27 protein-coding genes are annotated in these 26,676 nt (G+C 64.9%); 4 read left to right on the top strand and 23 right to left on the bottom strand.

Translation table 11 applies throughout. From position 1 onward, the window contains the following. Positions 1–24 precede the first annotated feature (24 nt). The 4 genes from QCE63_RS21390 to QCE63_RS21375 all read right to left on the bottom strand — a co-directional run bounded on the left by QCE63_RS21390 (position 25) and on the right by QCE63_RS21375 (position 5,044). A complete protein-coding gene (locus QCE63_RS21390; RefSeq protein WP_309835832.1) occupies positions 25–1,224 on the bottom strand; it encodes a mechanosensitive ion channel domain-containing protein in 1,200 nt (399 codons plus the stop codon). A gap of 170 nt (positions 1,225–1,394) precedes the next feature. Beyond that, positions 1,395–2,204, bottom strand: coding sequence for a DeoR/GlpR family DNA-binding transcription regulator (locus QCE63_RS21385; RefSeq protein WP_309835829.1), 810 nt, complete (start codon positions 2,202–2,204; stop codon positions 1,395–1,397). A gap of 64 nt (positions 2,205–2,268) precedes the next feature. Next, positions 2,269–3,618: a gluconate:H+ symporter gene (locus QCE63_RS21380; protein ID WP_309835828.1), complete on the bottom strand. Its 1,350-nt coding sequence runs from the start codon at positions 3,616–3,618 to the stop codon at positions 2,269–2,271. A 46-nt stretch (positions 3,619–3,664) separates the two neighbouring features. Beyond that, positions 3,665–5,044 (bottom strand): homoserine dehydrogenase, encoded by a 1,380-nt coding sequence (locus QCE63_RS21375; protein WP_309835826.1) that lies wholly within the window; start codon positions 5,042–5,044, stop codon positions 3,665–3,667. A 199-nt stretch (positions 5,045–5,243) separates the two neighbouring features. On the opposite strand from QCE63_RS21375, the gene otnK reads away from it, so the two are divergent. Continuing rightward, positions 5,244–6,548: a 3-oxo-tetronate kinase gene (gene otnK / locus QCE63_RS21370; protein ID WP_309835825.1), complete on the top strand. Its 1,305-nt coding sequence runs from the start codon at positions 5,244–5,246 to the stop codon at positions 6,546–6,548. Continuing rightward, positions 6,545–7,204 (top strand): aldolase, encoded by a 660-nt coding sequence (locus QCE63_RS21365; RefSeq protein WP_309835824.1) that lies wholly within the window; start codon positions 6,545–6,547, stop codon positions 7,202–7,204. Before otnK ends, QCE63_RS21365 begins: the two co-directional genes overlap by 4 nt. Here QCE63_RS21365 and QCE63_RS21360 read toward each other — a convergent pair. Beyond that, positions 7,188–8,054, bottom strand: coding sequence for a helix-turn-helix transcriptional regulator (locus QCE63_RS21360; protein WP_309835823.1), 867 nt, complete (start codon positions 8,052–8,054; stop codon positions 7,188–7,190). The two genes, QCE63_RS21365 and QCE63_RS21360, sit on opposite strands and share 17 nt — an antisense overlap. After that, the gene (locus QCE63_RS21355; protein WP_309835822.1) at positions 8,051–8,614 is read right to left on the bottom strand and encodes a carboxymuconolactone decarboxylase family protein; all 564 of its coding nucleotides are present in this window, start codon (positions 8,612–8,614) and stop codon (positions 8,051–8,053) included. Before QCE63_RS21355 ends, QCE63_RS21360 begins: the two co-directional genes overlap by 4 nt. 276 nt (positions 8,615–8,890) lie before the next feature. On the opposite strand from QCE63_RS21355, the gene QCE63_RS21350 reads away from it, so the two are divergent. Then, positions 8,891–11,080 (top strand): TonB-dependent siderophore receptor, encoded by a 2,190-nt coding sequence (locus QCE63_RS21350; RefSeq protein ID WP_309835821.1) that lies wholly within the window; start codon positions 8,891–8,893, stop codon positions 11,078–11,080. Positions 11,081–11,162: 82 nt separating this feature from the next. On the opposite strand, the gene QCE63_RS21345 is transcribed toward QCE63_RS21350, so the two are convergent. The 11 genes from QCE63_RS21345 to QCE63_RS21295 form a co-directional block, all read right to left on the bottom strand. After that, positions 11,163–11,603: a cupin domain-containing protein gene (locus QCE63_RS21345; RefSeq protein ID WP_309835820.1), complete on the bottom strand. Its 441-nt coding sequence runs from the start codon at positions 11,601–11,603 to the stop codon at positions 11,163–11,165. 321 nt (positions 11,604–11,924) lie between these two features. Further along, positions 11,925–13,448, bottom strand: coding sequence for a hypothetical protein (locus tag QCE63_RS21340; RefSeq protein ID WP_309835819.1), 1,524 nt, complete (start codon positions 13,446–13,448; stop codon positions 11,925–11,927). Between the two features lie 482 nt (positions 13,449–13,930). Then, entirely contained in the window at positions 13,931–14,746 is an 816-nt protein-coding gene (locus tag QCE63_RS21335; RefSeq protein WP_309835818.1) for a TIM barrel protein, read from the bottom strand. Further along, the gene (locus QCE63_RS21330; RefSeq protein ID WP_309835817.1) at positions 14,743–15,180 is read right to left on the bottom strand and encodes a RidA family protein; all 438 of its coding nucleotides are present in this window, start codon (positions 15,178–15,180) and stop codon (positions 14,743–14,745) included. Before QCE63_RS21330 ends, QCE63_RS21335 begins: the two co-directional genes overlap by 4 nt. An 11-nt stretch (positions 15,181–15,191) precedes the next feature. Then, positions 15,192–15,995 (bottom strand): transporter substrate-binding domain-containing protein, encoded by an 804-nt coding sequence (locus QCE63_RS21325; protein WP_309835816.1) that lies wholly within the window; start codon positions 15,993–15,995, stop codon positions 15,192–15,194. A gap of 34 nt (positions 15,996–16,029) precedes the next feature. After that, positions 16,030–16,758, bottom strand: coding sequence for an amino acid ABC transporter ATP-binding protein (locus QCE63_RS21320; protein ID WP_309835815.1), 729 nt, complete (start codon positions 16,756–16,758; stop codon positions 16,030–16,032). Further along, positions 16,755–17,432 carry an amino acid ABC transporter permease gene (locus QCE63_RS21315; protein WP_309835814.1) on the bottom strand — a complete coding sequence of 226 codons (678 nt, stop codon included), beginning with the start codon at positions 17,430–17,432 and terminating at the stop codon, positions 16,755–16,757. The genes QCE63_RS21320 and QCE63_RS21315 overlap by 4 nt, the downstream gene beginning before the upstream one ends. After that, on the bottom strand, positions 17,429–18,121 hold the full coding sequence (locus QCE63_RS21310; RefSeq protein ID WP_309835813.1) for an amino acid ABC transporter permease: 693 nt from the start codon (positions 18,119–18,121) through the stop codon (positions 17,429–17,431). Before QCE63_RS21310 ends, QCE63_RS21315 begins: the two co-directional genes overlap by 4 nt. Next, positions 18,118–18,855: a substrate-binding domain-containing protein gene (locus QCE63_RS21305; RefSeq protein ID WP_309835811.1), complete on the bottom strand. Its 738-nt coding sequence runs from the start codon at positions 18,853–18,855 to the stop codon at positions 18,118–18,120. The genes QCE63_RS21310 and QCE63_RS21305 overlap by 4 nt, the downstream gene beginning before the upstream one ends. A 13-nt stretch (positions 18,856–18,868) precedes the next feature. After that, positions 18,869–19,531, bottom strand: a complete 663-nt coding sequence (locus tag QCE63_RS21300; protein ID WP_309835810.1) for an aspartate/glutamate racemase family protein — start codon at positions 19,529–19,531, stop codon at positions 18,869–18,871. Between the two features lie 10 nt (positions 19,532–19,541). Continuing rightward, a complete protein-coding gene (locus QCE63_RS21295) occupies positions 19,542–20,486 on the bottom strand; it encodes a glutamate cyclase domain-containing protein (protein ID WP_309835808.1) in 945 nt (314 codons plus the stop codon). 234 nt (positions 20,487–20,720) lie between these two features. Between QCE63_RS21295 and QCE63_RS21290 the strand changes: the two genes are divergently transcribed. Next, a complete protein-coding gene (locus QCE63_RS21290) occupies positions 20,721–21,542 on the top strand; it encodes a GntR family transcriptional regulator (RefSeq protein WP_309835805.1) in 822 nt (273 codons plus the stop codon). A 31-nt stretch (positions 21,543–21,573) separates the two neighbouring features. Here QCE63_RS21290 and QCE63_RS21285 read toward each other — a convergent pair whose 3' ends face one another. The 6 genes from QCE63_RS21285 to QCE63_RS21260 form a co-directional block, all read right to left on the bottom strand. Then, positions 21,574–21,954, bottom strand: a complete 381-nt coding sequence (locus QCE63_RS21285) for a DUF1090 domain-containing protein (protein ID WP_309835804.1) — start codon at positions 21,952–21,954, stop codon at positions 21,574–21,576. Positions 21,955–22,020: 66 nt separating this feature from the next. Further along, positions 22,021–22,965, bottom strand: coding sequence for a dihydrodipicolinate synthase family protein (locus QCE63_RS21280; protein WP_309835803.1), 945 nt, complete (start codon positions 22,963–22,965; stop codon positions 22,021–22,023). A 179-nt stretch (positions 22,966–23,144) separates the two neighbouring features. After that, positions 23,145–23,912: an AraC family transcriptional regulator gene (locus QCE63_RS21275; RefSeq protein ID WP_309835802.1), complete on the bottom strand. Its 768-nt coding sequence runs from the start codon at positions 23,910–23,912 to the stop codon at positions 23,145–23,147. A 5-nt stretch (positions 23,913–23,917) separates the two neighbouring features. Continuing rightward, on the bottom strand, positions 23,918–25,216 hold the full coding sequence (locus QCE63_RS21270; RefSeq protein ID WP_309835801.1) for an FAD-dependent oxidoreductase: 1,299 nt from the start codon (positions 25,214–25,216) through the stop codon (positions 23,918–23,920). Then, the gene (locus tag QCE63_RS21265; protein WP_309835800.1) at positions 25,213–25,482 is read right to left on the bottom strand and encodes a 2Fe-2S iron-sulfur cluster-binding protein; all 270 of its coding nucleotides are present in this window, start codon (positions 25,480–25,482) and stop codon (positions 25,213–25,215) included. Before QCE63_RS21265 ends, QCE63_RS21270 begins: the two co-directional genes overlap by 4 nt. Further along, entirely contained in the window at positions 25,475–26,674 is a 1,200-nt protein-coding gene (locus QCE63_RS21260) for an FAD-dependent oxidoreductase (RefSeq protein WP_309835798.1), read from the bottom strand. Before QCE63_RS21260 ends, QCE63_RS21265 begins: the two co-directional genes overlap by 8 nt. Positions 26,675–26,676: the final 2 nt, after the last annotated feature.

The following is a 26,676-nucleotide window of genomic DNA, read 5'->3' as shown; positions in this document are numbered from 1 at the left end:
CGCAAGACTGAAGCGAGCTTTATCTCATTGCGGAGCGGCAACGCCGCGTTCCGGTTGCCAGCAGCGCAGGCTGAACATCGGCACAACGCCATAGGCGTGATCGAGCATGTCGGACTGAAGCGCCTCGTAGCGCTCCCAGCGAATTTCCGCGATATACACGCAGATTTCCAGCGCCAGCACGGGCGCCGACGATTGCATCTGGCGGATCACCACCGGCATGTCGCGCCGCACCGCGGGATGCGCCCTGAACCATGCGCCGAGGTAGCGGCGGTACAGCCCGAGATTGGTGCGGCGTTCGCCGTCGGGCACGGCGAGCGGCAGGTCGAATGCTTCATGCAATTGCGCAAGCAGGCGATCGTCGGGATAGCGAATCGTGTCCACATCGAAATGGATGGCATGCCGCAGCCGCCGCGCGCCTGCTTCCGTCATCCCGCGCCAGTTCTTCACGCTGTTCGTCAGCAGGACTTGACTGGGCAACATCACGATGGTGTTGTCGAAGTTGCGGACCTTGATGGTGTTCAGCGCGATATCGATCACCGTGCCGTCAGCGACGAAGCCGGGCACTTCAATCCAGTCGCCGACGCGCAGCATGTCGTACGCCGTGAGCTGGATGCTGGCGACAAAGCCCAGCAGCGAATCGCGAAAGATGATGATGAGCAGCGCGGTGATCGCGCTGAGGCCCGTCAGCAGATACACCGGAGAGCGTTCCAGCACGATCGAGACGATGGCGATCAGCGCGACCAGATACACCACGATGGTCGCGATCTGCAGGAAGCTTTTGATGGGCCGCTCGCTCGCGGATGGAACGTGGCTATAGCGTTCCTCGATGCTGTCGCACAGCGCGAGCGCGGCGCGCACCAGCGTCACGACCATGAAGCACGCAGCGAGGATGGCGAGCGGCTGACCGAGGGCCGGGATGACCGGGAAGGTCAGCCCGGTGAGCAGCGGCGCCGCCCAGAAGACGATAGCGGCAGGCACGAGCGGCGCGAGCCGGTGAAACACGCGATGCCGCTCCGCCGCGACCAGCCACTTGCGCCCTTCCTTGCGCGCGAGCCGGCTGACGATCATCAGCATGATCCAGCGCGTCAGGTAATAGCAGACGGCGCTGGCGAGCAGGATGCCCAGCAGCAACGCGACGACCAGCAGCGTCGCGACCATCCAGCTGTCCGTGGAGACGTGGACCTGCCAGTCAGGGCCTCTTTCGATACGCAAGTTACCGAACATGGACGCTCCAGGAAGGGGGCGAACGCGGTCGCCATGCGCGGCGCGTCCGCCCGATTCCTCAGGCCATTCGAATCGACGCGCCGGGTGCGGCGGTCATTGTAGTGGGGTTAATCAGGCGTGCGGAGCGCGCCAGGCCGCATTGAAGCAGAGAATGCGGCGAACGCAGCGTGTCACGCCACCGAAGCCAGCGCGAGATCGATGCCCGATTGCCGGATGCCTGTCGCCGCGGCGGGCGCGAGGCCGTCGTCGGTGATGACCTGGTCGAAGTGCTCGAGACTCGCGACCTTGTACAGCCCGACCGTGCCGTACTTGGAACTCGCGACCGTCAGCACGGTGCGCGATGCGGCGTCCATGGCCGCGAGCTTCACTTCCACTTTCGGCGCCGAGGGTGTAGTCACGCCGCGGCGCAGATCCCATGAACTCGCCGAGATGAAGGCCACGTCGAGCACGACCTGACGCAGCGTGGCCGCGGCCAGCGTGCCGACGCTCGACAGGTTCTTGTGATCGAGCTGGCCGCCGATATGGATGACGTTCACATGCTGCGCGCTCGCGAGTTCGCGCACGATCTCGAAGTCGTTGGTCACGACCGTCATGTTCGAGAGTTCGACGATATGCGGCACGAACGACAGCATCGTGGTGCCCGCATCGAGATAGATGGACATGCCGGGGCGCAGACCTTCGCAGGCGCGGCGCGCGATGGCCTGCTTCTGCGGCTGCTCGACCACCGCCTTCGACTGATGGCTCGGCTCGGTGTTCAGGTGACTGGCAATGCGCACGCCGCCCGGCACCGTATAGACGAAGCCGGCTTCTTCCAGCGCGGCGATGTCGCGCCGCACCGTCATGTGCGAACAGTTGAACGATTCCATCAACTGATGCACCGAGAGCACCTTGTCGCGGCGCAACTGACGCAGCATGGCCTCGCGCCGCTGATCGGGAATCAGCGGGACTTCGGCGGCATCGGGTTTGGCTTGGCTCGACATGAAGAGTTCTGGGTTAGGCATCCCGCGCGACGCAGCGTGCGCGGCGGGTCGCGGGTCGCCTATCTTAGCCGATGAACATATTGATGAGCAGCACGCCGCCCAGTCCCACCAGCGACTGCACGCACAGCATCAGCGTCCAGGTGCGCAGCGTCTGCGCCACCGTCAGCTGGAAATACTCCTTGAAGAGCCAGAAGCCGGAGTCGTTCACGTGCGAGAGCATCACCGCGCCGGACGCCGTGGCCAGCACCATCAGTTCCGGCGAGACGCCCGGATGCGACATCAGCAACGGCGCAACGATGCCCGACGCCGCAACGGTCGCGACCGTCGCCGAGCCGACGCAGACGCGCAGCAGCGCCGCGATCAACCAGGCCAGCACGAGCGGGCTCACGGCCCACGTCGACGTGTGCGAAACGATGATCGTGTCGAGATGGATCGACGTCAGCATCTGCTTGAAGCCGCCGCCCGCGCCGAGAATCAGCAGGATCGCGGACAGCGGCGCGATGCCCTTGCTGATCATCTTCTGCATATCCGCCAGCGGGAAGCGTCCCTTGATGCCCAGCGCGAAGAACGCGAAGATCACGGCGGCGAGCAGCGAAAGAATCGGGTCGTTGAGCGACTGGAAGAATACATACTGCCCGCTGCCCTTCACGCTGTAGTCCATGCCGACGGTGCCGATCAGCATCAGCGCCGGCGGAATCAGCAGACACAGCACGGACAACGCGAGCGAGACTTCGCCGTTGCTTTCCGCGTCGGTGCGCGTGCCGCCCGGACCCTTCGCGAGATCCGGCGCCGGCCCGAAGAAGCGGCGCGCGAGCGTCGTGAAAAGCGGGCCGGTGATGACGGCCGCCGGAATCGCGATCATCAGGCCGTACAGCAGCGTGAGGCCGGTGTTCGCGTGATAGGCGTTGACGGCGAGCGTCGGCGCCGGATGCGGCGGCAGCAAACCGTGCGACACATACAGGCCGGCGGCGAGCGGCAGGCCGATATACAGCAGATGGCTGCCGGTGCGGCGCGCGATGGTATAGACCAGCGGCGCGAGCATGATGAAGCTCACGTCGAACAGATGCGGCATGCCGATCAGCAGCGCCGCCGCGCAGACCGTCCACGGCGCGAGCCACAGCGGCCGCTTGCCGACGAAGGCATTGGCGATGCGGTCCGCGCCGCCCGTGCCGATCATGATGCCGCCCAGCACCGCGCCCAGTCCGACCACCGGACCGGTACGCGCCAGCGCGCCGCCGAAGCCCTTGGTGAAACTGTCGATGGCATGCTCCGGCGTCACGCCTGCCGCAAGTCCGAGTCCGAGCGCCGTCAGCGTCAGCGCGATGAACGGACTCAGCTTGAATCGCGCAATCAATACGATCAGCACGATGATCGCGATCACCGCCATCGTGATCGTTCCAAATTCTCCCCGCATGGTCTCCCCTTCCTTCTGTTTCAGTGTGTGTCGTAGCCCGCTGCGCTTATTCGCAGCCCTCTTCCCACGCGCGCAGCAGCGCTTCGTCGGGATTGCGCAGGTCGGCGATGGTGATGAGTTCGCCCACCTTCACATCGCGGGCCAGTGTGGTGTGGGCCGCGAGATAGAGCGGCGACACGTCGCCCGGCGCGCTGCTGCGATCGAGCAGCACGGCCTGCACGCCGGTCACGTCGTGGTGATGGCCGCCCATGTGCAGCACCGTGCCCGCCGCGATGTCCACATTCGCGCGGCCCGCCAGCACAATGCATTGCGCCGGCTTCGCAGCGCCCGAGGGCCGGCCGTGCAGCACCGCGTCGAGCAGCGAAATGGGCGTTTCGACGCCCATGAAGTGATACGGCAGATACATGCACGCGTAGCGGCCGTTGCGGCTCACCACGTGGCCCTTCTGCGCGAGCAGTTCCCAGGTCGGCTTATCGAAGGTGCGCACGACGACGAACACGCCGCCCGCGAAGCTCGCTTCGTCAGGACGGCGCAGCATGTTGAACACTTCGATGACGCCGCCGCGCGACAGCACGCCGCCGTCTTCGCGCAGCGCATAGATGTCCGCGAGTTCAGTGGTGCGTGCAACCGGGTAGTGCAGCAGTTCGACGTCCGACACGAGGTTCGTGTTGGTCGCGACCACGCTCATCTCGCAGTAATCCGCCGTCGCCGAGGTCTTGCGGCCGCGCAATGCCGCGCGGCGTGCGGCGAGCGTCGCGGCGATGTCGTCGCCGAGCGTCATCAGCCCAGCCAGTTCCGGCGCGGCAAAGGTCTGGTCGAGCTGCGTGACGTTGCCGGTGTCGGCATCGAACACGAGGTCGTATTCGCTCGACTTGCCCGCCGCGACCACGTCGAGCCCCAGCACGCGCGCCCACGTCACCCAGCCGATCAGGTTCGACGGCTGGTCGCCGTCCGCCGTGGTGTACACGACGCCCTGGCGTTCCGCGAGCCGCGCGAGCGCGACGCCCGCCACCGAATCGACTTCCTTGCTGACCATCGCGACGTGGCGCTTCGCTTCGAGCGCCGCCACCGCCACGCGATATCCCACCGACGGATTGCCAGTCGCCTCGACAAGAATGTCCCACTCCGACGACGCCAGCAGCGCGACATCCGCGACCAGCGCAATCTGACCGGCGGCGAGCGCTGCCACGCTGGCCGCGTCGGTGCAGTCGACGAGCGACGCCTCGGCGAAGCCCAGTTCGAGGCACATCGCGCGCAGGCCCGGAACGTCGAGATCGCACAGTGCGGCGGGCACCAGCCGTTCGATCAGCCGCGTCTGCGCCAGCAGCGTGCGGGCAAAACCGCCCTTGGCGCCGGTCAGCGCATAGCGCACCGGCTGGACTGTCTGGGCCGACGACGGCGAGGCAAAGAGAAGCTCGAAATTCATCTTGGGATCCGCGCAAAAAAAGCGTGGCCGGCAGATTTTTCCGCCGACGAACGGGAAATAAAGGGAAAAAAGGAACGCGGACATCGTCTACGTCGAATACCGCAGACGTTAACGCTCTTTACCATTCACGTCAATTTTTTTAACACCGATTAACACGAACCGTTCATCGCGCCGTACAATCGATGCACGGAGGAACACCATGCACACACGCACACGCCGTCCCGTACTGGGATGCATCGCAGACGACTTCACCGGCGCCACCGACCTCGCCAGCACCCTCGTGCGCCGCGGCATGCGCACGATCCAGACCATCGGCGTGCCCGCATCCGCCGTGGTCGAGGACGTGGACGCGCTGGTGGTCGCGCTGAAATCGCGCACCATCGACGCGCAAGACGCCGTCGCGCAATCGCTCGCTGCGCTCGACTGGCTGCGCGCGCAGGGCTGCCGCCAGTTCTTCTTCAAGTACTGCTCGACCTTCGATTCGACCGACGCGGGCAATATCGGCCCGGTCGCCGAAGCGCTGCTCGATGCGCTCGCGGAAAACGGCAGCGAGGGCGACTTCGCCATCGCCTGTCCGGCCTTTCCGGAGAACGGGCGCACCGTGTATCGCGGGCATCTGTTCGTCGGCGATGCGTTGCTGAACGAGTCGGGCATGGAAAACCATCCGCTCACGCCGATGCGCGATCCCAACCTCGTGCGCGTGTTGCAGCGGCAGTCGAAGTCGAAAGTGGGCTTGATCGGCAGCGCCACCGTCGTGGCCGGCGCTGCGGCGGTGCGTGAAGCCATCGCGCGGCTGCGTGCGGACGGCGTGCGCCTCGCCATCGCCGACGCCCTCACGGACGCCGACCTGCGCGCGCTTGGCGAAGCCTGCGCCGACCTGCCGCTCGTCACCGGCGGTTCGGGCGTCGCCATCGGGCTGCCGGAGAACTTCCGCCGCGCGGGGCTGATCGAACCGAACGAACAGGCCGCCGACCTGCCGTCCGTCAGCGGGCCGGCGCTCGTACTGGCCGGCAGCGCGTCGAAGGCGACCAATGCGCAGGTGGCCGAATGGCAGGCCGCGCGTCCCGCCTTCCGCGTCGATCCGCGTTCGCTCGCGCGCGGCGAGGCGGTGGTTGAAGCGGCGCTCGCTTTCATCGACAGCAACGCCGGACAGCCCGTCCTGATCTACGCGACGGCCGCGCCCGAGGAAGTGGGCGAAGTGCAACGCGAACTCGGCGTCGCGGCGGCGGGCAAGCTCGTGGAAGACGCGCTCGCGGCCATCGCGCGTGAAGCGAAAGCGCGCGGCGTGCGCAAGTTCGTGGTGGCGGGCGGCGAGACCTCGGGTGCAGTGGTGCAGGCGCTCGACGTGAACATGCTGCAGATCGGACCGCCGATCGACCCGGGCGTCCCCGTGACAGTCGCGCTGGGCGAGACGCCGCTGGTGCTCGCGCTCAAGTCGGGCAATTTCGGCGCACGCGATTTCTTCGCGAAGGCGCTGCGTTATGCCGAGGGAGAACGTTCATGAGCAGCGCGATGATCAACACCGGCAGCGACGCGAAGCTGCGCGAGGAAATCTGCACGGTCGGCGCGAGTCTCTATGCGCGCGGCTATACGGTGGGCAGCGCGGGCAACATCAGCGCGCGCTGCGAGGACGGCTGGCTCATCACGCCGACCGACGCCTGTCTCGGCCGCATGGATCCCGCCGATATCGCGAAGGTCGACGCGCAAGGTCAGCACGTCTCCGGCGGCCGGCCTTCGAAGACGCTGGAGCTGCATCGGCGCATCTATGCGGGCAATGCGGACACGCGCGGCGTCGTGCATACCCATTCCACGTCGCTGGTCGCGCTGACGCTCGCGGGCGTGTGGAGCGATGAAGACGTGTTGCCGCCGATCACGCCGTACTACGTGATGAAGGTCGGACATGTGCCGCTGGTGCGCTATCGGCGTCCGGGCGATCCGCAGGTGGCCGCCGAGATCGCGGCGCGCGCGGCCTCGGTGCGCGCCGTGTTGCTGGAGCGTCTCGGTCCTGTGGTATGGGAACGCAGCGTCTCGCACGCGTCGTGGGCGCTGGAAGAACTGGAAGAAACCGCGCGCCTGTGGCTCATGACCACGCCGCGTCCCGCACCGCTCGAGCAATCCGCCATCGACGAGCTGTGCAGCACGTTCAACGTGCGCTGGTAGTGGTCCCGCGATGATGCGCATCATCGGCCAGGAATTGCCGGTGATGCGCCTCGGTTTCATCGTCGGCGGGGAACATGCATTCCAGGCGCAACTCCTGCGCCGCCACGCTCTGCGGCGTGCCCACCGTCGTGACGAGCGAGAAGTAGCGCAGCACGCGTGCGCCGCGTGAAAACACCATCGGAATGACCGGCGCGCCCGGCGTGGCGGATGGCTCGTGATGCGTGCGCCAGTCCTGCGGCACGCCGGGATAGGCCAGCAGATCATCCAGCAGCCGCGTGGTGCCCGCGTCCAGCACGCGGCCCACCGATTCACGCTGCACACGCTGGAGCAGACTCCGCGCAAGCTCCTCCCAGTGCATCATGTGCGGCCGCATGCCGTGCGGATCGAACATCAGATGCAGCATGTTGCGCGGCCCCTTGCGCGCAGCCATGTCGATGAAACTGCTGAAGAAGCGCGGCGCCGCGTCATTGGTCATCAGCACGTTCCAGTGCCGGTCCATCACGATGGCCGGAAACGGCTCGTGCTGGCGCACCACGCGTTCAAGCGCGCGAATCACGCCCTGCATCTCCTGCGCACTCCAGGGCGCTTCCGAATACATCGGCGCATAGCCCGCTGCGAGCAGCAATGCATTGCGCTCGCGCAGCGGCACATCGAGTGTCTGGGCGAGCGTCAGCAGCGTGTCGCGGCCCGGCACGCTGCGTCCGCTCTCGATGAAACTGATCTGCCGCTGCGAAATCCCCGCCTCCAGCGACAGATCGAGCTGACTGACGCCACGCACGTCGCGCCAGTAGCGCAGCAGGTCGCCGAGGCCGGACGGCGGCGGGGGGCGGTCGGGACGCGTGTCGTTCATCGAATCTCCGGGGTCGGATGCCATGCAAATGCTTCGAACTGCGTTTCGAGCGGCGGCTGCGCGATGCTGCCCGCGTAGTTCGTGATCGTCGATGCCGCCACCACCGCGATGACCTCCAGTATCTGCTCGTCGCTGAAACCTGCTGCGCGGAAGCGTTCCTGGTCGTGCGCGCTGATCCGCCCACGCCTTTCGATCAGCGCCCGCGCCAGCCCCGACAGCGCGGCAAGCGTGGCGTCGGCGGGCAAGGCGCCGTGGCGGATGGCGTCGACATCGGCGGGCGGCACGCCTTCCTTCAGCGCGAGCGCCGTGTGAAACGCAACCGGCCATTCGCTCGCGTTCACCACCGCATTGGTCAACAGCAGCGTCTGGATCTGCGGTTCGGTCAGGCTGCTCGCGTGCACGCGCTCGAACAGCCCGATAAAGCCGTTGATCAATACCGGCGATGCGGCCATCGCCCCCGCGATGTTCGGAATCAGGCCAAAGCGTTGTTGCAGTTGCTCGAGCACGGGCCGCAATTGGGCCGGTGCGGATGCCGGCGTGTGAATGACATGGCTGGACATGAAGCTCTCCTGTTGGCCGGCGCGACCGGAATGGCCACGCGATGACCCCACAGTAATGACGCGGGCGCGGCGTGCCAATTACATCGGGTGTAATCACGGCGCAACAGATTTTCTGCGCGCAAACGTTTTCCTCCGAAACAAATCCATTCTCCTCAGAAAATTCGTAACAAACCGTTTCCTCCAGTGAACGCTTAACTTACACTTGCGAACGATTCTCATTCGGAACGTTTCACGTTGCGTCGCCCTCACCCCTCCAGCCAGAAGATCCAGCACGTCATGTCTCATCGCCAAAGCCAGGCGTCGAATTGCCGACGCACCGCCGTATCCCGCGCGGTCCAGCATCTCTTCTTCGGTTTCATCGCCACCTCGGCAACAGCGGGCATCGCTCACGCGCAAAGCGCGGAGGCGGCTTCGTCGGTTCAGCCGACTTCGCTGCCCGCCGTCGTGGTCAAGGGCACGTCCACCAGCGACCTGCCCGCGCCCTATGCCGGCGGCCAGGTGGCGCGGGGCGGCGGCATCGGCGTGCTGGGCACGTCGAATGTGATGGACCAGCCGTTCAACACGACCAACTACACCGAGCAATTCATCCAGGACACGCAGGCACGCACGATCGGCGACGTCGTCGTGAACAACGCGTCGGTGCGTACCGAGCAAAGCAGCGGCGGCTTCGGCGACGTGTTCGAGATTCGCGGCTTCGCGGTGCAGGCCACCGATGTCGCCCTGAACGGCCTCTACGGCATGGTCTCGACGGCGCGCGTGCCGGTGAACCTGCTGGACCGCGTCGAAGTGCTGCAGGGCCCGGGTTCGCTGATGTACGGCATGGGACCGTCGGGCAGCGTCGGCGGTGCGATCAACATCGTCACCAAGCGCGCCGACGACACCCCGATCACGCGTCTCACCGCGCTGTATCAGTCGAAAGGACAGTTTGGCGTTGCCGCTGACGTCGGCCGGCGCTTCGGCGACGAAGGGCAGTTCGGCATTCGCGTGAACGGCCAGATCAAGGATGGCCAGACGAGCATCGCGCACGGCAATCAGTTGCAGGGCGACAGCGCCGTGGGCCTCGACTATCGCGGCAAGAACCTGCGCTGGTCGTTCGATGCCTACAACGTCTCCGAGAACACGGACGAGCTCCGCTCGCAGATCGGCCTGGGCACGGCCACCGCGGTGCCCGCCGTGCCGTCCGGCTATGCCAACCTCTATCCCGGCTCGAAGCTCAAGCTGCGCGATTCGGCCGTCATGACGCGCCTCGAATACGACATCAACCCGCATGTGACCGTCTACGGCGCGGCAGGCGAGCACTACGGCACATCGGCGCAGAACTTTCCGTCGGCGAGCGGCATGACCAACGCGGGCAACTTCTCGGTTCGCAACGGCTACTACGACGCCTACAACCGCACGAAAACGATCGATGCGGGCCTGCGCTTCCACTTCGACACCTTCGGCGTGAAGCACACGCTCGTCACCGGCATCACGAGCCTGAACAAGGAAGACGGCTACTTCTACGCACTCGGGACGGCGGCCCAGGCGGTGCCGTCGAGCCTGTACAACCCGACGCCGCTCCCGCCGATGACCACGCCGCGCGGCGACGCGCAACGCAGCGCGCAGTTGCGTCTGAACAGCCAGCAGGTCATCGACACGATGTCGTTCTTCAATGACCGTCTGTTGATCACGGGCGGCCTCCGCCGTCAGACCATCGGCCTCGACAACTACGATGTATCGTCGGGTTCGCGCACCGGCACGATCGACCAGCAGGCGATCACGCCGCTCGCGGGTATCGTGTTCAAGCCGCTCAACAATATCTCGGTGTACGGCAACTTCACTTCGGGGCTGACCAACGGCGGCAGCGCGCCTGCCGGTGCGGTGAACGTGGGCCAGGTCTTCGCGCCGTACAAGTCGAACCAGTACGAAGCAGGTGTGAAGGCGGACTGGGGACGCGTGATGACCTCGGTGTCGGTCTTCCAGATCTCGCAACCGAATGGCGTCCTGAACCCGACGACGCTGGTCTACGGTTATGACGGCCGCACCAAGGTGCGCGGTCTCGAGCTCTCGGCGTATGGCGAAGTGTTCCGCAACCTGCGTCTGATGGCGAGCGCGACATTCTACGATCCGAAGCTCGAAGGCACGGCTGGCGGCGCCAACGACGGCAACGATCCGGCCGGCGTGCCGAAGTTCGCCCTCAATCTCGGCGCCGACTACGACCTGCCGTGGGTGCCGGGCCTGAGCGTGAACGGACGCATCATCCACACCGGCGCGCAGTACTACAACGCGACCAACACGCTGCGTCTGCCTTCATGGACGCGTTATGACGCGGGCCTTCGCTACAGCACGCGCATTGCGAGCAAGGATGTGATCTTCCGCGCGAACATCGAGAACCTGTTCGGCAGCCGCTACTGGATCCAGCAAGGTACGTATATCTCGAATGCCGCGCCGCGCACAGTGTTGTTGTCCGCCGAGTTCAACTTCTGACGCTTGCGTTGAAGCACTTCCAGTGATGGACCAGGCCGGACCTGTACAGGGTCCGGCCTGGTCGCTTGCAACGCACCTTCGTTCAGAGCGATGAGCGCGGCAGATAACCGCTTGGCCTGCGCCTGAGCCTGCGGCTCATCTTGAGCGCAAGCAACACCGGCTTCGAAATATGCGGACGCAGGATGGCATGCTTGCGCACGTACTTAGGCACGTACCATTCGGAACAGGTGCCTGCATAAAACAGCGCAGCATCTCCGGCGCGCAGTGAACGCGGCGCCTGCCCCTCCGATGTGACGATGACTTCGCCTTCGATCACGTAGATGGTTTCGTCGGCATCGAAATACCATCTGAAACGGCCGGCCGTGCAATCCCAGACCCACGACGATGTGGTGGTATCGCGGCTGCGCGACCACTGGCCGCTGCGCGCGACCGGCTGTCCTTCTATGATCCAGGCCGGATCGATCGGATCGGGCTTCAGCAAAACATCGTCCAGCCGGACGGCCTCGAAAACAGGAGTGTTCATGACTTTCCTTTACCGTGGCTGATGACCGATCATGAGCAGCGCTGAAAGAAGCTCGCGCGTGCTATTCGGTAAGTTGGCGAACCTGCAATGGCTCAGGTTGCCTTGCGTTGCAGTTTCATCAGCAATACTGGCTCGTCCTGATGGGCTGTCTTACAAGACACCCACGAAATGAAAACGTTCATCGCATGGCGACGATTCACGCGCTGCGAATCTTTGCAATCCTCATTCCCGCACTATCGTTTGCTAGCCTCTGTCGGCGGAAAGCGAATGTGTCTCGCGAGTTATGTGCGTTGTCGCACATAACTCGCGCTTCTTTCGAAGTCACTGAAACAGCTCGGGTTGCAGCTCGGGTGAATGCTCGTCGTGAACCTGAACCGGCTTGCGCAGCGACAGGATTTCATTGCGCACCACGGAGTCGGGATCGAAGCCGGCGGGATTGCGCTGGATCAGCCAGACGCGTCCGTGCGTCGCGAGCGCGGCTCTGACAATCTCGCGATCCGCCGGGATGATCCCGGGCGCGGCGACATTGCTCATATACGGCCGCTTCAGTCCGATCGCAGGAAACGGCGAAGGCATGACGAGCACGTCCGGGAAGTCATGATAGTTTTTCGCGTAATACTGCACGGCCACATCGACTTCATTCGGACTGACGATCAGCAGGTCGCCGCTGCGGCGATGATTCGCGACTTCCGCCACGCTTGCCCGGAAGTCTTCCTGTACGCCGCGATAAAGCTGCATTGCCTGCACGCCCGACAGCAGCAACAACAGCACGAGCACGCCAAGTCGGCTGCGATTGCGCGGCAATGCCCACACGATGCCAAGCGCTGTCAGGAACATGATGGGCGCGGCCATCCACTCGAACAGGCGGTCCATGAAGATGGGCCGTACCAGCACGCTGTAGGCAACGATGAACACGAAGGGCAACACGAGAACGATCGCTACATGCACCGCCACTGCGCGGCATCTACGCCACAGGATCAGCCAGGCCCCGGCACAGAGCAGCAGTACGGGCAGCAGCGTGAGCCGGGCGCCGGCGGCCAGCGACCATGCCTTGAGGAAGTCGATCCATTCGAGCTTGACCCAGAACGACGACTGCACATACTTGGTCGCTGCAATCAGGAAGTGAACGTATGGCGACCAGAGCGCCAGCGCCACCACGAACGGCGCCGCGATGATCGAGGCCGCCATGAGGCGGTTGCCGCGCGCCCAGCCGAGCGTCGCGACCAGCAGTCCGAGTCCGACTGCGAACGCAACAAGCACCGCCGTGTTGTGCGACCACAAAGTTGCGCATGCGGCAAGCGACAGCCCCACCAGCGCGGGCAACAGCCGTCCCCGTTGAGGTGCAGCGTTGCCTTCATCGGGTGCGCGGCTGTCGGTGAGCTGCCGCAGCACGATGACGGAGCACAGGATGGCGACCGTCGCCGCAAAGGCTTCGAACGCATAGGGACGCGCCAGTTCGCCATACAGGATGCTGCCCTTGTTGGTTGCGATGAGCAGACCCGCGATGAGCCCCGCGCGTTCGATCACGGCCCCGGCCCGCAACAGCCTGCCGCTCACGGCAACAACCAGCACCGTTGCCACGCTGATGATGACCGATGGCACACGGACCGAGAATTCGGAGTCGCCGAACCATCCGATCCATATCTTGAGCAGCGAGTAGTACATCGGCGGGTGAATCTCATACAGCGGGACGACATGCCAGAGCTCGTACCACGGCCGCGCGGCGAACCATACGCTGTAGGCCTCGTCCATCTGCAATGAGCGGCTTCCCAGCGTGATCAGACGCAAGGCAAGCGCAAGCAGGCCGATCGCGATGCAGATGCCCCAGAACGTACGGCGGGACAACGGCCTGCTTCCACACAGGAACGCTTGAATGAAGGTACCGGAACGGCCGGACGAAACGGGCATGGAAGCGTTCGGTGCAAGTTCAGGCGAACGCGGCGCGCTGGCGGATGGTCTCTCCATCTAGACTCCTGGATGACGTATTCATCAGTTCTGAGGATGCCCACTGCTTCGTGGCGCGGCGAGTTCGGAAGCAACAATCGGGCACGAGTTGAAACGTTTGCCACCCCGGGCGCACCGGATTTCATACGAAGAATTGTGAACCGCTGTTGCGTGGGCGTTGCGTGAAGCGCGCAATGGGCAGCACGGGCGAAACAGATGCGTTCCGCCCATGCACGCTCGAGTACGCGTATTGTGAAATTTACGAGGTCGATTGAAACGATGGACTGCGCGCGGCGCGATTCGTTTCTCGCCGCTTCGGCTTGGATACCGAACTTGACGCAAGCGCCGTGTCGACGCCAGCACGTACGTTCATGTCATCCTCGTTACGGACTGCAAGAAAGCGCGGCGCGCCATCCGAGACCCTCGACAGTCGATCCCCGAGGCCGATACTCGCAACCAATCCAGCCACCATAACCGTGACCGCGGATGCACGCCGTCAGTTCCTTCCACGGCATGTCGCCGGAACCGGGTTCGTGGCGGCCCGGCACGTCGGCGAACTGAACATGAGCGATATGCCGCGCATGAAGCGCGAACTGCTCCACCACATCCTGGCCCATCATGCGGCAGTGATAGGCGTCGAAGAGCAGACGCACGTTCGCTGCCCCGCTCTCTTCGATCATCTGGCTCGCATGATCGAGGTCACGCAGGACATAGCCCCGCGCATCGGTCTGGTTGAGGCATTCGAGCAATAGCGTGACACCGCTGCCTTGCGCGGCATCGGACGCCCAGCGCAGGTTCTCGCGAAACGTAGCGCCTGCCTGTTCGCGCGACACGTCTGCGGGAACGAGTCCCGCCATCACATGAACGAGCGGACAGCGCAGCTCCGATGCATAACACAGCGCCCGCCGCACGCCCTCGCGAAAGCGCTCGCGTTCTCCCGGCATGCACGCGAAGCCATTGGCGCCTGGCTGGCCCGGCATCGCGGCCGGCGTGTTGATGAGCACCTGTTCGAGGCCGGTCGCGGAGAGCTTCGCGCGCAGCGTGGCGGCATCGAATTCGTAAGGCGACGCGTACTCCACCGCGGCGAAGCCCGCCTTGGCCGCGGCCTCGAAGCGCTCGATGAAAGGAAGCTCGGTGAACAGCCACTTGAGATTCGCGCAGAATCGCAAGACGCCTGCTTCGCTCGCGGCCACCATCATGCTGCCTCACGCAGCGCGACGATCAGCTCGATCTCCACCGGCGCGCCATGCGGCAACTGCTGCACGCCGATCGCACTGCGCGCGTGCGCGCCGATCGTGCTGCCGAGTTCGTCGATCAACACGCGCGATGCGGCATCGATCACCTTGCCCTGCGCCGTGAACTCGCTCGTGCACGCGACGAAGCCTGTCAGCTTGACGATCGCCGCGATGCGTTCGCGCGAGCCCAACGCGCGTTCGAGCGCGGCAAGACACGCTCTCGCCGAAAGCGCCGCGGCGGACTCGGCGTCCTCCAGGCTCACGGCATCGCCCACCCTGCCGCGAAACTTCAACTCGCCCTGTTCGCGCGGCAATTGCCCGCTGACGAACGCAAGCGTGCCGACGACCCTCACCGGCGCGAGCAGCGTGCTCGGCGCCTGCGCATTCGAAGCTGTCATGGCGTCGGGCCTCAATAGACGGAGCGTGAAAGGTCGATACCGAAGTATTGCTTCCAGATCGCGTTGAGCTTGCCGTTCTGGAGATTGCTCGCGACCCATGTATCGAGCCATCCCTGCATGGCCGCGTCATCCTTCTTCAGGCCGATGGCCAGCGGATCTTCCGCCACCTGGAACTGATATTCGAAGTTGGCAACCGGGCTGGCCTGCTTGACGGCCAGCGCGTCCGCCAGCGCGGCCACGAAGATGCTCTGCTGGCCCGATGAAACCGCGGTGCGTTCCGTTGCTTCGTCGAGATAACGCACGATGTTGACATCCTTGACGTTCTTGTCCTTGATGGCCGCGACGAGATCGAGATCGGCGGTGGTGCCGCGCGCGGTCGCCACTGTCTTGCCGGACAGGCTCGACACGTCCTTGAGCGTGTTCTTGCCAGGCGCGACCACGAAGATCGGCTCGGTTGCATAGGCGCGGCTGAAGCCGATGACCTTCTTGCGCTCGTCGGTCACGGAGAACGAGGCGACCACGATATCCGCCTTGCCCGTCAGCAGGAACGGGATCCGGTTGGGACCGTTGACGGGCACGACATTGAGCTTCACACCCAGGTCCTTCGCGATCAGGCGCGCGATATCGAGGTCGGTTCCGGTCTGCACGGCGTTCTTGTCGATCATGCCGTAGGGCGGATGCGTGAAGTCAATGCCGACATTGATCGTGCCGCGCGACTTGATGTCCGAGAGCGTGTCCGCGCGAGCCGCGCCAGCCGTCACGCACACGGCCAGCGCGATCGTCAACAGGCCTTTGAGATTGCTTTTGAACGTCATTTCATGTGCCTTATAAAAGAGGGATAAACAGGAACTACAAGCCGTTGCCGACGAAACACCGAAGCTCGGTCGAACGGGGCGAAGCGAGCATCTCCGCACCGCCCTGCTCCCAGATCACGCCGTCGTTCATGAAGACCACCTTGCGCGCCACCGAGCGCGCGAAGGCCATCTCGTGCGTGACGATCAGCATCGTCATGCCGTCGTGGGCCAGCCGCTCCATCACGCGCAGCACTTCCCCGGTCAATTCCGGATCAAGGGCCGAGGTCACTTCGTCGAAGAGCATCACCGCGGGCTGCATGGCAAGCGACCGTGCAATGGCCACGCGCTGCTGCTGACCGCCCGACAGTTCATGCGGATACGCCGCCCCGCGCGCGCCGAGTCCCACCTGATCCAGCACGTGCGCCGCGAGCTCGTTCGCTTCCGCGCGTGCGGTCCCTCTGACCTTGAGCGGCGCGAGCGTGATGTTCTGCTGCACCGTCAGATGAGGAAACAGGTTGTAGCTCTGGAACACGATGCCGACATCGAGCCGCAGCGCGCGGAGATCCACATCGGCAGCATCGAGCCGGTGCCCGCAGACGTCGAGCGAACCGCCGCTGATGCGCTCCAGGCCGTTGACGCAGCGCAGCGCCGTGCTCTTGCCGGAACCGGAGCGGCCGATCAGCGCGATCACCTCGCCGCGTTGCACGTCGAGATCGATGCCCTTCAACACTTCCGTCGAGCCGTACGCCTTGCGCACGCCGCGAAAACTGACCATGGTGTTCATTGTGTGGAGTCTCCCGTGGAGCGCGCGCCGAAGCGGCCGGCACGCTCCAGATGCACGCTGATGCGCGCGACCGGATAGCAGAGCAGGAAATACACGCCCGCCGCGAGCGTGAAGATGAGGAACGGTTCGAACGTGGTGTTGTTGACCATGCGCGACGAATAGGTCAGCTCGCCCATGCCGATCACCACCGCATACGACGTGTTCTTGATGAGCGACACGATGAAGCCGACTGTTGGCGGCACCGAGATGCGCAATGCCTGCGGCAGGATCACGTAGCGCATGCGTTGCATGTACGAGAGCGCGAGCGATTCGCCTGCTTCCCACTGCGTCGCGGGCACGGCGAGAATCGCGCCTTTCCAGATCTCCGCGAGATAGGCACCCGCGTTGATGGCGAGCGCGACCGAAGCCGCGATCACCGGCAGCACGTCGAAGCCGAAAAGCCCGATGCCGAAGTACGCGACGAACATCGCCACGGGCAAGGGAATGCCCTGCAATATGTGAACGTAAGCGCGGCTCAATCCCAGCACCACGCCGCGCGACGACACCAGCATCAACGCCACCGGCAGCCCGATCAGCGCGCCGCCCAGCGCACCCGCGACCGACAGTTCGAGCGTGGAAAGTGCGCCCTTGAGCATGAAGGCCAGTTGCGCGTCGGTGAGATTGAAGAAGCTCATGAGCGTGCTCCCCGCGCGCCGGTCATGCGCAGGCGCGGGAACAGCGCGCCGCCCGCCGCGAGCAGCAGCCAGCGCAGCGCGCTGGCCAGCGCAAGATAAGCGACGGCGATAACGATATACGCCTCGAAGCCGCGAAAGGTGATGGACTGGATGAGATCGGCGACGCCCGTCAGTTCTTCCGCCGAAATCTGCGACATGATCGACGTGGCCAGCAGCATCAGAATGAACTGGCTCACCAGCGCGGGATACATCTTCTCGATGGCCTGCGGAATCTCGACGTGCCACAGCACCTGGCGGCGCGACATCGCCAGACACGAGGCCGCTTCGATCTGACCGTGCGGCACGGCTTCGAGCCCTGCGCGCATGATCTCGGCGGTATAGGCGCTGACGTTGACGACGAGCGCCACGATGGCCGCACCAAACGCCGGAACGTGCAGACGGATCGCGGCCAGTCCGAAGAAGATCCAGAACACTTGCAGCACGAGCGGCGTATTGCGGATGACTTCGACATAGGCGCGGATCGCACGCGAGACCGCCGCGCTTCCGTGCAGGCGCCCCACAGCCAGCACGATGCCGAGCACGAAACCGGGCAAGGTGGCGATCAGCGTCATGCGTATCGTGAGCCAGACGCCGTAGAGCAGATCGCCCCAATACTCATGCAGGAAACTGAAGTCGAAGTGATAGTTCATGATGGACGCTCCGATGAAGATCGGTCGAGACATTCGAGGCCGTAACGGACATAGGCGCTGCGCGCAAGCGGCGCATCCAGCCAGTTCAGCAGGGCTTCGGCTTCCGGTCGCCGCGTCGGGTTCGCGAACGCGGCGATGGAAAAGCAGGTATGGGACTGGACCTCGTCGGGCAACGGGCCGGCCAGGCGAATGCCCTTCACGATCGCCAGTTCGCTCAGTTGCTGAATGGCGAGGTCCGCTTCGCCGCGCACGATGCATTCACCCGTCAAGCCTTTCGGGATCACCGTCGCCGTCGCATTGATGCGTTCCGCGATGCCCATACGTTCGAGCAAGCCCGCGAAGTACACCCCGCTCACACCGGTACGCGAGTACGCCACGGAACGCGCGTCCAGCAGTGCGTGACGAAGATCGCTGGCCGTGCCGAGCGGCGGCAACGGCGCGCCATCCGCCACCGCGACGCCGATGCCCGTGCGCACGATCTCTCGCGCGCCATGCGGGCTCAACACCCCTTGCGCGATCAGATCCTCGATGCATGCGCTCACCGCGATCATCACGTCCGCGCGTTGGCCTTGCGCGATGCGCTGGATCAGGACGTTGGTCGGGTCGAAGACAGGCTCGACGTTTGCGCCAAGATGCGCTGCGAACGCCGGCAGCACCTCCGCCGCCAGCGCGCCCTGCACGGCCAGCGTGCTCATCAGCACGAGCGGCGTTCGAGAACGGGTCAGGTTCGTCATGGCGATGCCTCCCCTACAGTCCGAGACGGCTTCTAAGACGCCGCACCGCGCTCTCCGGCGCGGCGAACACCGGCACGCGGACCGCTGCGCTGACCTGCTCCAGCGCGCGCGACGTTGAGAAGTGCGCGAGCAACACGGCGTCGTAGCCTTCGAGCTTCGCAGCTTCACGCGTCACGAGTTCGTTGTGCGCGTCGGCATCGCCGGCGCGCAGGCGGGTCATTGCATCGGCGACGACGAAGGTGTCCAGCGTCGCCTTCACGCCGAGCCGCGCGGCCTCCTCCGCGAACTCGGCCTGCATCGTCGGCAACGCGGGCGCGAACGTGGCGAGCATCGCGAAGCGGCGTCCGCACGCGAGCGCATCCTGGAACATCGCGTCGTTCGGCTTGCAGACCGGCACCGGCAGCGCACGGTCAGCGGCCTCGATGGCCGGCCCGAACGCCGAACACGTCGCGAGGATCGCGTCCGCGCCGGTGTCGTGGGCGTAACGCACGAGATCGACGAAGCGCTGCGCGAGCGCCGGCGTCAGTTCTTCGGATTGCGCGCGGGCGGTGGTCAGGCCGTCGTCGAGCAGGTTCGACAGGCGCGCTTCCGGCCACGCCGACGCAAACGCCCGCACGATCGGCTCGATCGCCACCGGCGTGGCGTGCAGCAGGACAATGGACGGGTCAGGTCGCATGAACGTCGCCTCAGACGGAAGCTCGCGGCGCCGCACCGCGCGCGACCAATGCGCTGATGCCGTCGATGATCGCAACGTGATCCTCCAGCGGCAGGCGATCGATCGTCATTTGCAACTGCCCGAGCCGGTCGACACGGCTGTCGTCGATGGCCTGCCCGATCTGCACCGCCGCCTCCAGCACCTGATGTTCGAAGGCGCCGTTGAAGTGCGTCAGCAGGCGCGTGGCGAGTTCGGGCCGCAAGCCCGCAAGCGCGCCCAGCAGTCCGTAGGCACCCCAGTTGGCGACGCCCGACACGATCAGATAGTCGGCGGGCGTACGCGCGGCGATCAGCGGCCCGTTCGGAATGTCCTGCTCGACGATCTCCTTCGGCAACACGCCCATGCCGATCTCGTTGCCGCCGTCGCCGATCCCGATGGTCTTCCACGGCGCGGTCCAGCCTTCATCGGTGAAGAGATAGTCGAGCGCGGCGGTGTCGTCGGAGATGTCCCAGCCATGCTCGCGATGCGCGCGCCCGTCCGAGCCGAGCGCGCAGCGTTCAATCGCGATCAGGTGCGTGAGGGGATGGTCCGCCGCTTCGAGCCGCGCGCGGAGTTCCCGCACGGCCGTATCGTCAACCGCCACGACTTCCAGGCCTACCTTGCCCGGCAGCACTTTCGTCACGGCCCATGCGGCTTTTGCGCAGGGCGCGTCGGTAATGACCGTCACGCGAATGCCCGCTTCCACGAGACCCGCGGCCAGTTGCGCCATGCCGTTGAGTCCGTCGGTTTCCGGCGAAGGCGGCTCGGCGTGGCGCACGAAGAACCCGCACACGATGCCGACATGCGGCGAAGCATGCGTCGCGATGGATTCCGCGGCGCGGGCGAGGTTGCCCTTCGCGAATGCCACGAGACGGCTGATGTCGCGCCGGACCTTTTGTCCGACGAGCGTTTCGATGCCTTCAATGATTTCACTCATGCGATGTCCCTGTTCTTCAAGTCGTGGTTGCGGTGTTGAAGCGAACTGGAAGGCCGCTCCGCAGCACCGTCGGAACAAACATAGCACGCTAATATACGTGGCGTATACTTTTCAAAATCATGTGCTCTAACTCTGCCATAACGCTTTTGGGACGAGGATTTCGGATCGATACAGAATTTCTATATACTTGCCGTATATGTAAATTCCGACAATTAAGTGGAGGAGAGCAAGGTCATGCCGAGAACACGTGCCGCAACGGTCAAGAGCGCGCGTAAAACCACCACGCGAAAGAAGGGCGATGAGAAGGCGCAAGCGTTGGCGGAAGACGCCGTCGACGGCGCGGCCGGAGAAGCGTCGATGAGTCAGACCGATGCCGCGGTGAACGCCATCCGGTCGCGCATCATCGACTTGTCGATTCCACCGGGCAGCCGGATCGACGAACCGATGCTGCTCAACGACTTCATGCTCGGCCGCACGCCCGCGCGCGAGGCGGTCAGCCGGCTGGTGGCGGAAGGCTTCGTGAACATCCTGCCGAATCGCGGCGGGACCTTTGTGCGCAAGCTGGACTTCGAGGAGATCGGCGAGATTCTGGTCGCGCATCAACTGGCGGAAAACATCCTCGCGCAACTGATGCGGTTCGAACCGGGACTGGCCGACGATCTGTCAGCCATCCAGGAGCAGTATGTGAAGCAGGTGGAAGCGCGCGCGTTTCTCAACATCACTGCGTTGAACGAGCGCTTTCATATGCGCATGAACCAGGCGGTGCGCAACGGCTTCTTTTATGAGTTCGCGCAATCGACGCACCGTCATGTCAGACGGCTGCTGGTGCATCTCTACAAGATGGAAGCGGAAGCGACGCCGGACGAACAGAACGCACAGTTCGATCTGAACCTGCGCGAGCATGAACAGATCATTGATATCGTGAAGCGCAAGGATCGCGCGGCGCTGGTGCAATACCTGCCCGTGCATGCGCGGGCGACGCAGGATCGCTTCCTGCATCTGCTCGAAAGCCGCAACGCGCCGCATTTCGATCTGGATATGAAGGCGCCCGAATGACGGTGGCCTTGTCAGGCGTTGGCAGCGAGCGTTACTGCGCGGCCTCTGCCTGCGCGCGTTCGAGATCCGCGTGCGCGTCATTGACCTTTCTCTGGCGCTCGGCGATTTTCTTCGCGCTCTTGCCGTCGGCTTTCGCCTCGCGCAAATCGCGCTCGCGTTCAGCGAGTTTCCGTTGAGCCTGTGTCACCTTGCGTTGTGCCTCGTCGTGCAGCAGCGCATCAGTGCAATTCGCGTTCATTTGCGCGAGCGCGGTCTCCAGTCCATCGACGCGCTGCTTGTTGCCATGCGCCTGTGCGTAGGCGATTTCCTGCTCCAGTGAACGGCGCTTGGCGTCGCAGCCGCCTGTCTGCGCGTGGCACACCACAGGTAGCAGAGCGATGCCGAGTGCAATTGCCTTGATGGTCGTGTTCAAGAGACGGCTCCTGTCGAAGCGGCAGGCCGCGTGGACACACCACGCGGCCCGCACGAATAACACGCGTCAGGCGATCGCTTCCTTCGACCACCCCGCGAACCACTTGCGAAACAGATCGTACTGCGTTTCGGCATAACGGCGCTGGGCTTCGCTGAGCGCATCGGTTTCGTAGAAGTGCAGCGTGTATTCCTTGTCGCCGTTGAGCACCATCAGATACTTGTAGTACAGCACCAGGTCGGTGCCTTCGTCGAACGACGACAGCACGGCAAGCGCCGCCTCGAGTTCCCGCGCCTGGCGACGCGCCGTGACGTCGCCCTTCGCCGCCTTGCCGCACAGTTCCACCAGCAGCAGCACTTCACGCGGCAGTGCGTTGCCGATACCGGTAATCGCACCCGTGGCGCCGCAGTTGACGAAGCCATGGAAGACCTGCGTATCGACGCCTGCCATCAGCGTGACGGTGTCGTCCTGACTGGTGATGTGCTCGGCGGCATAGCGCATGTCCGCAGCGCCGCCGAATTCCTTGAAGCCGATCAGATTCGGGTACTTTGCGCGCAGTTCGAAGAACAGGTCCGCGCGCGTGGCGAAGCCATAGTATGGGCTGTTGTAGATCACGGCCGGAAGCGTGGGAGCCGCTTCGAGAATCGCGGAGAAGTGCGCCTTCTGCGCGGCCGGCGACGCACCGCGCGACAGCACGCGCGGAATCACCATCAGGCCGTGTGCGCCGACCTTGGCCGCGTGTGCCGCATGAGACACCGCTTCCTTCGAGTTCACCGCGCCCGTTCCGACGATGGTCGGCACGCCCGCGGCCACGAGGCGCGCGACGCCTTCCTGGCGCTGCGCTTCGGTCAGGAGGGGCCAGTCGCCCATCGAGCCGCAGTAGACCACGGCGTTCATGCCCAGGCCGACGAGTTCGCGCCCCTTCGCGACGAGTGCGTCGTAGTCGGGCGTGCGCTCGGCCGTGCACGGCGTCATGAGAGCCGGAATGGCGCCCGTGAAAATGTTTGTGCTCATGTGCTTCCTCTGGACGTTGAATGATTCTGCATGGCGGGCATGCCCGCGTGATGATTCGGCGGGGTGTTCATGCGCTCCGCCATGATCTGAAGTATCGCCATTCAGAACGCCTGCGGCTTGCGTGCATTCGCGCCACGAAAAGACGAAATCGGCACAGTGGCGCACGCCCTTCGTTGCCCCTAGCGACGCTCGGCGGTGCGCAGCAGCGCGCGATACTGACTCGGCGTGATGCCCACCGTCGCCTTGAACTGACGCGTGAAGGCGCTGTGGTCGTTGTAGCCGCATTGCGTGGCGACGCCGGTGATGCTGTCGTCGCCTGCAAGCAGTCTCGATGCGGCATCGAGACGCGTCTTGAGCAGCATCTGGCGTGGCGTGAGATGGAAGATCTTGTCGAAGTAGCGTTCCATCTGCGCGACCGACATGTCGATGAGCGTCGCCAGATCGGCGAGTCTCAGAGGCTGTGCGTAGTTTTCCTGGATATGCTGCGCGGCCACGGCGAGGCGGCGATACGCGGGATGCGTGTCCTCCGCCGCCCGCAAGTCGCGCGAAATACCGGCCACGCCGAGTATGCGGCCATGCGTATCGTGCAGCGGCACCTTCGAGGTCAGGCACCAGCCGGGACGCCGACCCGGGTAAGGATGAAGTTCGAGCTGATCGACGAGGCGGTTTTGCGAACGTACGACATTCGCGTCCTGTGCCGTGTAGATCTCGCCGAAGCGCGCCGGAAACACCTCCTCGGCGGTCTTGCCGAGCAAGGCGTCCTTTTTCTTCAGGCCGCAACGCACCGCCAGCGTGGTGTTGACGATCAGATAGCGCGCCTCGTTATCCTTGACGAAGAACACGACGTCGGGCATTGCGTCAAAGAGCGGCTCCAGGAGTGAGAAATGCGCCACCATCTGCTGCATCGAGTGGTGTTCCGTGGCGGCGGGCAGAAGCATGTCGGGCATTGCGCTTATGGACGAATCAGTGAGCGGCGATTATGCCTTCGGTCATCATGCTCGAGCAAGGTCGCGATGCGCGCGGGCGAGAACGGCGGACGCTGTCCCTCCGGTCCCCAGCCGAAGCAGAACGCGGCGGCCTCGCCGCAGATCCGGCCCTGGCATGGCCCCATGCCGCAGCGGGTCTGTAACTTCGCGTCCCGCCACGTCCGATGCTGCGCCGCCTCGCCGAAGCGGACATCCTCGCAGCGGCACAGGATCGTATCGGGAGCGGCGAGTGCGCGCAGTGCCGGATCGAGCGCGAAGGCTGCGTGCAGGCGCCGTGCGAAACGTCGGTAGCGTTCGCGCTGCCTGAACAGTGCACGTGCTTCATCGCGTTGACCGAGCGCCGCATACGCCGCGATACGGCCTTCGAGCGCGGACAGTTCCATGCCGCCCACGCCCGTGCATTCGCCTGCCGCATGGACGTGCGGCACCGAACTCGCCTGCCATTCGTCGACGCGAAACGCGGTTGCGCCGTCCATCGTGGCAGTCAGTTCGCAACCGAGCGCCACTCCTGTCTGCGTGTTCGGCATGAGGCCATAGGCGCACGCAAGCCGGTCGCATTCGATCCTAATGTCTTTGTCGCCACGCCGGACGCGCACGTGTGTGACGTGCGACTTGCCTTCCGCCTCCGCAACATGAGCGCCGCAATAATGAGGCGTCGCACGCAGATCGAAGCGCATGCGCAACGCCTGAACGAGCTTCGCCGGCGTGCTCGCCAGTCCCATGGCGAAACGTCTCACGTCGCCGAACGCGGCTTGTTCGATGATGGCCGCCACCTGCGCGCCCTGCTCACGTGCGGTGACTGCCGCCGCCCAGAGCAGCGGTCCCGTCCCGGCGATCACGATCCGCTCGCCCCGCACCGGCATGCCGCCCTTGATGAGCGCCTGCAATCCGCCTGCACCCGTTACGCCCGGCAACGTCCAGCCGGGATATGGCAAGAAGCGCTCGCGCGCGCCCGTCGCCACGATCAGCTTCTCATAGCCGATCCGGTATCCGTTCGACGCATCCTCGACGAGAAGCTGTCGTTTCGGCAACGCCTGCACCATGCGCGTCCCGCCGAGATGCGTGACGTTGCCAGAGCGCGTGACCGCCTCGATGGCCGTTCGCGCCGCGCCCTTCGCCGAATGGTTTGGACCTTGCCGCCAGATCTGCCCGCCGGGCAACGCATTGTCATCGACGAGCGCGACCTTCGCGCCCGCCTCGCCCGCCACACGCGCAGCCTGCAATCCCGCCGGCCCCGCGCCGACGATCAGAATGTCAACCTTCATCCCAGTGAGTGTCCCGTCTCGATCGACATGTCCTGCATGCACACGGTCTGACAGGCGAGTCTGTGCCGCACGCCGTCGATCGTGACCCGGCATTCCTGGCACACGCCCATGCCGCACAGCGGACCTCGCGCCGTGCCGCTCACCGAGCGTCGCGTGACGCCATTCGCACCGCCGGCCGCGAGCGCCACCGCCGCCGCAACTGAACTGCCGCGCGCGACGCTGATCCGCTGTCCGTCGATCAGCACCGTCAACTGCGTGTCAGACATGCGCGACTCCTTCGCTCGTGCTGTGCACCGAACGCGCATCGCCAAAGCGCGCCGGCAGGAAAGGCGTCGCGTCGATGGTCACGTCTGTCTGCGCGCCCGTCATCTGCGCGGCAATCAGCTTCGCGGTGCCGAGCGCGGTGGTCACGCCAAGTCCTTCGTGACCCGTCGCGAGCCATAGCGGCACGTTCTGCGCGCCATCCACCGGGCCGATCAACGGCAAGCCATCGCGCGTGGCGGGCCGAAAACCAGTCCACGCGCGGATCGCGTTGAGCGACGGCAGTTGCGGCAGAAACTCGCTCGCACGCCGCAGCATGCGCGCCAGAATGGCCGGCTCGATGGCCGGATCGACGCTGTCGAACTGGCGCGAGGAGCCAATCAACAACTGTCCGGTAGGACGCGGCTGCACATTGAACGCCACCGAGGTGCCGGTCGTGTTGTGCGCGCTCTTGATGTAGCCGAGTTCGAGAATTTGATGCCGGATGGTGCCGGGATAACGGTCGGTGATGAGCAGATGCCCTTTCTTGGCCTGCATCGGCAGACCGGGCAGCAGCTCCATGGCCTGCAAGCCGTTGGCAAGCAGCACCGCGCCCGCGCGAAGCTGTTCGCCATCGGCGAGCATCACGCCGTCGCGGGTCAATCGCGCGACATGCGCGCCGAGCCGGCAGGTGATACGCCCGCGTCCCGACGCATTCCCGTCCGGCACATTGGCAAGCAGCCACGCGGCCGCCGAGGGCGCATAGACCACGGCATCGTCCGGAACGATCATGCCGCCGCGCAAGCCGTCCCGCAGGAACGGCTCCGCCTCGCGCAACTGCTGCGCATCGAGCATCTCGCACGCGATGCCCTGCCGCATCAACGCATCCCGGCGTTCGGCGGCGAGGTCATATTCCTCTTCATCGGCGGCAACCCAGACGGTGCCGCAACGCACGAAGGCCTGACGCGCATCGAGGCGCGGCGCGAGATCCAGCCACAAGCGCCGCGACCACGAAGACAGCGCGAATTCGGCCGGCGTATCGTCCATGACCACGACATGGCCCATGCCCGCCGCAGTCACGCCGCCGCCGATGCCCGCGCGATCCAGCACCTGCACATTCGCGCCATGCAGCGCGAGTTCATGCGCGCACGCCGCGCCGACAATGCCCGCGCCCACCACGATCACATCCGGATGCTGACGCCCCAAGCCGGCACTCATGT

The sequence above is a fragment of the Caballeronia sp. LZ065 genome (assembly GCF_031450975.1).
Taxonomy (GTDB): Bacteria; Pseudomonadota; Gammaproteobacteria; order Burkholderiales; family Burkholderiaceae; genus Caballeronia.
This window is presented reverse-complemented; position numbering and strand designations above follow the sequence as displayed.